General features: G+C 72.3%; 8 protein-coding genes. 3 read left to right on the top strand and 5 right to left on the bottom strand.

What is annotated here, in order from left to right:
* A partial coding sequence (locus tag ACTB72_RS18590; RefSeq protein ID WP_463038504.1) for a winged helix-turn-helix domain-containing protein occupies positions 1-265 on the bottom strand: 265 nt, incomplete at its 3' end.
* A gap of 191 nt (positions 266-456) precedes the next feature.
* On the opposite strand from ACTB72_RS18590, the gene ACTB72_RS18585 reads away from it, so the two are divergent.
* The 3 genes from ACTB72_RS18585 to ACTB72_RS18575 all read left to right on the top strand — a co-directional run bounded on the left by ACTB72_RS18585 (position 457) and on the right by ACTB72_RS18575 (position 3,812).
* On the top strand, positions 457-1,401 hold the full coding sequence (locus ACTB72_RS18585; protein WP_463038503.1) for a 1-phosphofructokinase family hexose kinase: 945 nt from the start codon (positions 457-459) through the stop codon (positions 1,399-1,401).
* A 105-nt stretch (positions 1,402-1,506) separates the two neighbouring features.
* Complete coding sequence (locus tag ACTB72_RS18580) at positions 1,507-2,688, top strand: acyl-CoA dehydrogenase family protein (RefSeq protein ID WP_463038502.1); 1,182 nt, start codon at positions 1,507-1,509, stop codon at positions 2,686-2,688.
* Positions 2,689-2,693: 5 nt separating this feature from the next.
* Positions 2,694-3,812 carry an acyl-CoA dehydrogenase family protein gene (locus ACTB72_RS18575; RefSeq protein WP_463038501.1) on the top strand — a complete coding sequence of 373 codons (1,119 nt, stop codon included), beginning with the start codon at positions 2,694-2,696 and terminating at the stop codon, positions 3,810-3,812.
* A gap of 298 nt (positions 3,813-4,110) precedes the next feature.
* Here ACTB72_RS18575 and ACTB72_RS18570 read toward each other — a convergent pair whose 3' ends face one another.
* The 4 genes from ACTB72_RS18570 to ACTB72_RS18555 form a co-directional block, all read right to left on the bottom strand.
* A complete protein-coding gene (locus ACTB72_RS18570) occupies positions 4,111-4,542 on the bottom strand; it encodes a DUF3830 family protein (protein WP_463038500.1) in 432 nt (143 codons plus the stop codon).
* 66 nt (positions 4,543-4,608) lie between these two features.
* Positions 4,609-5,847: an amidohydrolase family protein gene (locus tag ACTB72_RS18565; protein ID WP_463038499.1), complete on the bottom strand. Its 1,239-nt coding sequence runs from the start codon at positions 5,845-5,847 to the stop codon at positions 4,609-4,611.
* Positions 5,847-6,995 (bottom strand): iron-containing alcohol dehydrogenase, encoded by a 1,149-nt coding sequence (locus ACTB72_RS18560; protein ID WP_463038498.1) that lies wholly within the window; start codon positions 6,993-6,995, stop codon positions 5,847-5,849. The genes ACTB72_RS18565 and ACTB72_RS18560 overlap by 1 nt, the downstream gene beginning before the upstream one ends.
* Entirely contained in the window at positions 6,995-8,377 is a 1,383-nt protein-coding gene (locus tag ACTB72_RS18555; RefSeq protein WP_463038497.1) for an aldehyde dehydrogenase family protein, read from the bottom strand. Before ACTB72_RS18555 ends, ACTB72_RS18560 begins: the two co-directional genes overlap by 1 nt.
* Between the last annotated feature and the right edge of the window lie 205 nt (positions 8,378-8,582).

Below are 8,582 nucleotides of genomic sequence, written 5' to 3'. Positions count from 1 at the left end.
CGGCCTCGGTCAGCGCCGCGCCGCCGCCCCTTGCGCCGCCCCGCGCGCTTTCGACCAGCGGGGCGCGGAAGGCGGCGTTCATCTCCTCGACCAGCGACCAGGCGCGCTTGTAGCTCATGCCCATCGCGCGGCCGGCGGCGGCGATGGAGCCGCGGTCGCGGATCCCCTCCAGCAGCGCGGCCTTGCCGGGGCCGATCATCGCGCCGCAGTCGAAGACCAGGCGCAGGGTGATGCGGCAGGGGGTGAGGGCGTGATCGATGCTCATGCGCGCGAGGCTCGACCGGCGCGCGCGGAATGGCAAGGGCCTTGCCGCCTATCCCGGCCGGGGTCGGGACTCGCGTCCCTGCGGGCCGCCTCGCCCGCCCGCCGGCCCCGCCGGCCGGCGGCCATGGCCGGCGAGGGCCGCGGGCGTTAGGCTCCGCCCCCGACTCCCCTTCCCAGATCGACCGGACCCGCATGACCCGCATCCTCACCGTCACGCTCAACCCCGCGCTCGACCTCACGACCGAGGTCCCCCGCCTGGTCGAGGGCGCCAAGATGCGCTGCGCCCCGCCCCGCCTCGATCCAGGCGGCGGCGGGGCCAACGTCTCCCGCGCGCTGGCGCATCTCGGCCGCGGGAGCCTCGCCTTCGTCGCCGTCGGCGGCGCGCTCGGGGCCAGCTACCGGGCGCTGGCGGCGGCCGAGGGCCTGACCGCCCATTGGCACGAGGTCGCCGCCGAGACCCGGCAGAGCCTCGCCGTCCACGACCGCGCCGGCGGCGGTCAGTATCGCTTCGTCCTGCCCGGCGCGCCGTGGACCGACACCTGCTGGCAAGGCGCCCTGACCGCCCTGAAAGCCCTGATCCGCCCCGGCGACCTCGTCGTCCTCTCCGGCAGCCAGCCCGCGGGCGTGCCCGCCGATTTCCCTCGCCGCCTCTGCGCCGTCGCCGCGCCATCGGGGGCCCGCGTGGTCATCGACACCTCGGGCCCCGCGCTCTTCGACGCCGCCCTCGCCGACACCGGCGCCCATGTGCTGCGCATGGACCGCCATGAAGGGGCCGAGCTGATGGGCGTCGCGCAGATCGACCTCCCCCAGGCCGCCGCCCTCGCCCGCGCCCTCGTCGCCCGCGGCGCCGCCCGCATCGCCATCGTCACCGTCGGCGGCGAAGGCGCCGTCGCGGCCACCGAAGGCGAGGCCTGGCAGGTCTCCCCCCCGCGCGTCCCCGTCGTCTCCGCCACCGGCGCCGGGGACAGCTTCGTCGCCGGTCTTTGCGCCGGCCTCGCCGAAGCCTGGCCCTTCGACGACGCGCTCGCCTTCGCCATGGCCGCCGCCGCCTCCGCCGTCTCCACCCCGGCGACCGAGCTCTGCACGTTCGAGGGAACCCGCGCCATGCTGGAAGGCGTCGCCCGCCGCCGCCTCTGACATTCCCGAGCGTATGTTCCCGCTGGCCCCCCGCCCCCCGCGGATGTATCCTGCGCGCCGAGACGCCGCCCGAGCGGCGCGAGGACACCATAGGGAGGATCGGCCATGTTCGATCTGGAGGACTTCCGGGCCGAAACGCGCGCCTGGCTGGAAGACAACTGCCCCGCATCCATGCGCGAGCCGATGCGCGACGACGCCGACCGCTGCTGGGGCGGCCGCAACCCGGAATTCAAGTCCGATGATCAGCGCCTGTGGCTGGAGCGGATGGGCGAAAAGGGCTGGACCGCCCCCGAATGGCCCGCGCAATACGGCGGCGGCGGCCTTTCCAAGGAGGAGGCCAAGGTCCTGCGCGAGGAGATGTCGCGCATCCACGCCCGTTCCCCCCTCGACAGTTTCGGGGTCTGGATGATCGGGCCGGCCCTGCTCAAATACGGCTCCGAGGACCTGAAGGCCCAGCACCTTCCCCCGATCGTGCGCGGCGAGATCCGCTGGTGCCAGGGCTATTCCGAGCCGGGCGCCGGCTCCGACCTCGCCGGCCTGCAGACCCGCGCCGTCGACCAGGGCGATCACTACATCGTCAACGGCCAGAAGATCTGGACCAGCTACGCCAACAAGGCCGACTGGTGCTTTTGTCTGGTGCGCACCGACCCGACCGCCAAGAAGCAGCTGGGAATCAGCCTCGTCCTCTTCGACATGGCCACCCCGGGGGTCGAAACCCGCCCCATCCGCCTGATCTCCGGCTCCTCCCCCTTCTGCGAGACCTTCCTCACCGACGTGCGGGTCGAGAAATCCCAGTTGGTGGGGACCGAAAACCAGGGCTGGACCTACGCCAAATACCTCCTCACCCACGAACGTGAGATGATCTCGGGCATGGGCCGCACCGCCTCGGGCGACAAGGCGCTGTGGGAGCTGGTGGCCGACGCCACCGGGCTCGACGCCGACGGCCGGCTCGACGACCCGATGCTGCGCACCGACCTCGCCCGCTGGGACCTCGACGCCATGGCCTTCGCCCTGACCTCCGAGCGGATCAACGCCGAGGCCAAGGCCGGCCAGGGCGTCGGCGCCGCGTCTGCCATGCTGAAATACTACGGCACCGAGCTGAACAAGCGCCGCTACGAGCTCGCCATCGCCGCCGAGGGCGCCGACGCCATGGTCTGGGAAGGCCAGGCCCACAAGGGCGGCGCGCTCCCCCGCGCCTGGCTGCGCACCAAGGCGAACTCGATCGAGGGCGGCACGTCGGAAGTGCAGCTCAACATCATCTCCAAGAACATTCTCGGGCTCGGGTGAACGACATGGTCAATCTGGTTCTGGACGACGACCAGCGGATGCTCAAGGAAAGCGCCGGGCGCTTCATGGCCGACAAGGTCTCGGTCAAGGAACTCCGCCGCGTGCGCGATTCCGAGGACGCCGACGGCTTCTCCCGCGCCATCTGGGCCGAAATGGCCGGGATGGGGTTCGCGGGGGCGCTGGTCCCCGAAGAGCACGGCGGCTCCGGCATGGGCCATGCCGCGATGGGTCTGGTGATGGAGGCGACGGGCCGCAATCTTTCGCCCTCGCCGCTTTTCGCCACCGCCGTTCTGGGCGCGTCCGCCGTGACGCTGGCAGGCTCCGAGGCGCAGAAGGCCGAGATCCTGCCCAAGGTGGCCGACGGCTCGCTGCTGCTGGCTCTGGCGGTGGATGAGAAGCCCCGCCACGCGCCTTCGAAGGTCGACGCCGCCGCCGAGCCCTCCGGCGACGGCTACGTGCTGCGCGGTTCGAAACTGAACGTGGCGGACGGCCATGTCGCCGACCGCATCATCGTGTCCGCGAAAACCCCCGACGGGACGGTCGGCCTGTTCCTGGTCGAGGCCGGCGCCCCCGGCCTCGAGGTCGAGCGCACCGTGATGGTCGACAGCCGCAACGCCGCCATCCTGCGTTTCGAGGGCACGCCCGCCGTGGCGCTGGGCGACGTCTCGGGCGGGGCCTCGGCGCTGGCCAAGGTGCTCGATATCGGCGCCGCGCATCTGGCCGCCGAACTCCTCGGCCTGTCCCTGGAGTCCTTCGAGCGCACCGTCGCCTATATCGGCGAGCGCAAGCAGTTCGGCGTCGTCATCGGCACGTTCCAGTCGCTCCAGCACCGCGCCGCGCATCTGTTTTCGGAGCTGGAACTGGTCAAATCCGCGGTGCTGGCGGCGCTGTCGGCCCTCGACGAGGGCTCGGCCCGCGCGCCCCTCCTCGTCAGCCTCGCCAAGGCCAAGGCCGCGCAGGTCGCCGACCTCGCCACCAACGAGGGCATCCAGATGCATGGCGGCGTCGGCATGACCGACGCCTTCGACATCGGCCTCTTCATGAAGCGCGCCCGCCCCGCCGCCCAGATGCTGGGCGACGAGCGGTTCCACACCGACCGCTTCGCCACCCTGCGCGGCTACTGATCCCTCGGTCCCAGCGGCGGGTTCGCGCCCGCCTTACGCTTGCGGCGGCCGCTCCTCACCGGGGCGGCCGTTCGTCGTAGGGCGGGTGCGAACCCGCCATCCTCCCGCCGGAATCATCCCCCGCCGTCCCCTCGCATCCGAACCGGCGCGTGGCGGGTTCGCACCCGCCCTACGTTTGCGGCGGCGTCGGGGGCGGCCGTAGGGCGGGTGCAAACCCGCCGTCGCCCCCGCCGGGGTCATTCCCCGCCGTTCCCCCGTATCCGGACCGGCGCGTGGCGGGTTGCCGCCACCCCCCCCTTCAAACGTCCTCGATCAGCTCCATCCGCAACACCTGCGCGCCCTTCTGGAGCGTCATCGGCCCCAGCTCCGCCAGCTTGTCCAACCCCGAGACGATGGTCGCGAACGGGTTCCCCGCCAGCTGCCCGGCCTTGGAGGCGAAGCGGCAGGGCCCGTAGGCGAGCAGGATTTCCGTCTCCGAAATCCGCCCCTCGCCGCCGGGGAACAGCAGGAACTGGCCGGGCGCGGGATAGGAGGTGGCGTTCTCGTAGGGGACCCCGAAATCGAGATCGCCGAGCGGGGCCCACACCGCCTCTCCCGACCAGCGCACGTGGATGACCGATCCGTCGAAGGGCAGCGCCGCGCGCACCGCGGCGCAGGTGCGCGGGCATTGCAACTCATTGAGAACGCCGAGAAACCGGAACGGGCCGGCGGTGATGGCGAGCGTGGTCATGGAGGGCTCCTCAGCGGGGACGGGCGGGCCGGGGCGGGTGTGGGACAGGCCGGGGCCGCGGCCCCCTCACGGCCGGTGCAGGACCGGGGCCGGCCGCGTGACCGTGCGCCGCCCGTTCTTGATGACGAAAAGCGGCGGGGAGAGGGTGGCGACCGCCTCCGCCTCCGACCTTGCATCGAGGGCCACCAGATCGGCCGGCGCCCCCGCCGCCACGCCGTAATCCTTCAGCCCCATCAGGCGGGCGGGTGCGGTGGAGACCATGTCGAAACAGGCGGCGTGGTCCTCCGCCGCCCCCAGCTGGGCGATGTTGGCGTAAAGGTTCGCCATGCGCAGCAGGGACCCGTCGCCGAAAGGCGTGAACGGGTTCAGCACGTTGTTCGTGGCGAGCGAGCAGGTGACCCCGCACTGGTGAAACGCATGCGCCGGCGCCACGCCGCGAGGCGTCAGGGGCTGGGTTTCGCGCCCCATGAGGAACAGGTCGGTGGCGGGCAGCACGGTCAGCGCGACGCCGGCGTCGGCCATGCGCCGCGCCCAGGCCTCGGCCTCCGCGGGGGGCAGGGCGGACAGGGCCGAGACATGCCCGCAGGCCACCCGGCCGCCATAGCCATGGGCCTCGGTCATCCGGCAGATCTCGCCCAGATCCATGCGGGCGGGGTCGAGGTGGAAGTCGAGATGGAAGTCGATATCCAGATCATACCGCCGCGCCATCCCGAAGATCCGGGCGATCTGGGCGGTGGGATCGGTGTCGGCATAGGGGCAGCCGCCGAGCAGGTCGGCGCCCTCGCGCGCGGCCTGGTCGATGAGCGCCTCGGTCCCCGGATCGTTGGTCAGGCCCTCCTGCGGGAACACGCAGATCTGCAGGTCGATGGCCCAGGCGTATTCGGCCTTGAGCGCCTTGATCGCCTCGAACCCGCGGAGCCCGACGCGGGGGTCGGCCTCGACATGGGTGCGCATCGCGACGGCGCCGTGGAGGAGGCAACGCTCCAGCGTTTCGGAAGCGCGCGCGTGGATGTCCTCCGTCGTGAAGGCGCGTTTCTCGGCGGCCACCGCGGCGATGGCGGACTTCAGGTCCGGCGCCCCGGCGCAACGGTCGGTCAGCGCGGATTTGTCCAGATGCACATGGCTTTCCACGAAGCCGGGGAAGACCAGGCGGCCGTCCAGCGCGATCTCCTCGGCGCCCTCCGCCGCGGGCAGGGCGGGGGCGAGGGCTATGATCCGCCCTTCCCCCACCGCGATGTCCTGCCGCTCGGCGGCGCCCCCCGCCACGCGCGCCCCGCGCAGGATCAGCGACGGACGCGGCGACATCACAGCGCCTGCGCGTAAAGGTCGGCGAGGATCTCGGCGTTCACCGGGACCGGGTTGCCGCCGCAGGACGGATCCTCGGCCGCCATCGCGGCGAGCTTCGGGATATCGGGCGAGACCACGCCCAGCGCAGTCAGCGTCGGCGGCACGCCCAGATCCGCGCACATCGCGACCACCGCCTCCATGAACCCGTCGAACCCGCCCTCGATGCCCAGATAGGCGGCGGCGGCCTCGATCCGCACCTCCACTGCGGGGCGGTTGAAGGCGAGCACGGTGGGGATGAAGACCGCGTTGGTCATGCCGTGATGGGTGTTGTGCACCGCCCCGATCGGATGGGAGAGCGCATGCACCGCGCCGAGCCCCTTCTGGAAGGCGGTGGCCCCCATCGCCGCGGCGCTCATCATCTGGGCGCGGCCGGCGAGGTTGGCGGGGTCGGAGGCGACGACAGGCAGATTCTCATGGACCAGCCGCATCCCCTCGAGCGCGATGCCCTGGGACATCGGGTGGTAGTTGGGCGAGCAATAGGCCTCGAGGCAATGGGCGAAGGCGTCCATGCCGGTCCCGACCGTGATGACGCGGGGCATGCCGACGGTCAGCTCGGGGTCGCAGATCACCGCCGCGGGCAGGAGTTTCGGGTGGAAGATGATCTTCTTCACATGGGTGGCGGCGTGGGTCAGCACGCCGGCCCGCCCGACCTCCGACCCCGTGCCCGCCGTGGTCGGCACGGCGACGATGGGGGCGATGGCGGCCGCGTCGGCGCGGGTCCACCAGTCGCCGATATCCTCGAAGTCCCAGACGGGCCGGGTCTGGAAGGCCATGAAGGCGATCAGCTTGCCCAGATCGAGGCCCGAGCCGCCGCCGAAGGCCACCACCCCGTCATGTTCGCCGGCCTTGTAAGCGGCGATCCCGGCCTCGAGATTGCCGTCATGCGGATTGGGGTCGACCTCCGAGAACATCGCGCGGCCGAGGCCGGCGGCGTCCAGGATATCGAGCGCCCGGGCGGTGACCGGCAGGGGGGCGAGCCCCCGGTCGGTGACCAGCAGCGGGCGTCTGAGCCCGGCGAAGGCGCAGGCCTCGGGCAGTTCGGCGATGCGCCCCGGGCCGAAACGGATGGCGGTCGGATAGCTCCAGTTCGCGGAGGGGGCGGGCATCAGTTTTTCCTGAAATGGTAGGATCTGGGGCGGGTCAGGGCGTCGTAGCCCAGGCTCGACAGCGCCGCGCCGCGTCCGGTGTCCTTGCACCCGGTCCAGCACAGCGCCGGGTCGAGGTAGTCGCAGCGGTTCATGAACACCGTGCCGGTCTCCAGCCGGGCGCCGAGGTCGGCGGCGGCCCCGGCGTCCTTCGTGAAGATCGCGGCGGTCAGGCCGAACGCGCTGTCGTTCATCAGGGCGACGGCTTCGTCGTCGTCCTTGACCTTCATGATGCCGACGACGGGGCCGAAGCTTTCCTCGCGCATGATCGACATGGCGTGGTCGACGTTCACGTAGACCTGCGGGGCGAGATATGCGGCCCCGTCGTCGGCCGGGAACAGCTCCGGGTCGATCAGGGGGCGTGCGCCGCGGGAGAGCGCATCCGCCTGCTGGGCGCGGACCACGGCGGCGAAGCGGGCGTGGGCCATGGGGCCATGGGTGGTGTCGGGGGCGAGCGGATCGCCGAGCCGGTAGCCCGACACGATCTCGGTCGCGCGGGCGACGAAGGCGTCGAAGCGGCTTTCGTGCACATAGATCCGCTCGATCCCGCAGCAGCACTGGCCGGAATTGAACATGGCCCCGTCGATCAGCCCGTCGGCGGCGGCGACCGGGTCGGCATCGGCGCGCACATAGCCCGGATCCTTGCCGCCGAGTTCGAGGCCGACGGGGGTGAAGGTCCCCGCCGCGGCGCGCTCGATGGCCCTTCCGCCGGCGACCGAGCCGGTGAAGTTCACGAAGCCGAAGGCGCGGGCGGCGATCAGCGCCTCGGTGGTGCGGTGGTCGAGGAAGATGTTCTGGAACACGTCCTCGGGGATGCCGGCGGCTGTGAAGGCGCGGACCATGCGCTCCCCGGCCAGCAGGGTTTGCGTCGCGTGCTTGAGGATCACCGCGTTGCCGGCGATCAGGGCCGGGGCGACGGTGTTGATCGCGGTCAGGTAGGGGTAGTTCCACGGCGCGATGACGAAGACGACGCCGTGGGGCTGGCGGGTGATGCGGCGTTCGAAAGCCGGGGAGGCCTCGACGATCCGCGGCGCGAGCGCCGCCTCGGCGATGTCGGCCATGTGCAGCGCGCGCTCCTTCACGCCGCCCATCTCGCCGCCGTAGCGGACCGGGCGGCCCATCATGCGGGCGAGCTCGGGGACCATCTCGTCCGACATGGCGTCGAGGGCTGCGACCCCGGCGCGGACCAGGGCGACGCGCTCGGCCAGCGGGCGTGCGGCCCAGGCGGTCTGCGCCACCCGGGCGCGGGCGACGATGGCGGAGGCCTGGTCGGGCGTGGCGACGGGGCGCTCGGCGAAGACCGCGCCGTCGATGGGGGAGATGCACTGAAGCGTGGCGGTCATGGGGTCCGGACGGTCTGGCGTTTCGGGAGGCCGGGTCGGCGGGCGGCGGTCAACTGCGGCGGAAGGGTGGCGCGTGTCGGCGGCGCTTGGCAAGGGGGGCGGGGCCGTCGCGCCGGCCTGGCGGGGGCTGCGCGAGGCGGCGAGGGCGGGAGGCCGCGCGACGACCGGAGCGAGGGGCGCGGCGGAGCGCCCGCGCGGCGCTGGG

It is taken from the genome of Albimonas sp. (assembly GCF_055129145.1).
The sequence above is the reverse complement of the archived record's forward strand: the minus strand, read 5'-3'. Positions and strand labels throughout refer to the sequence as shown.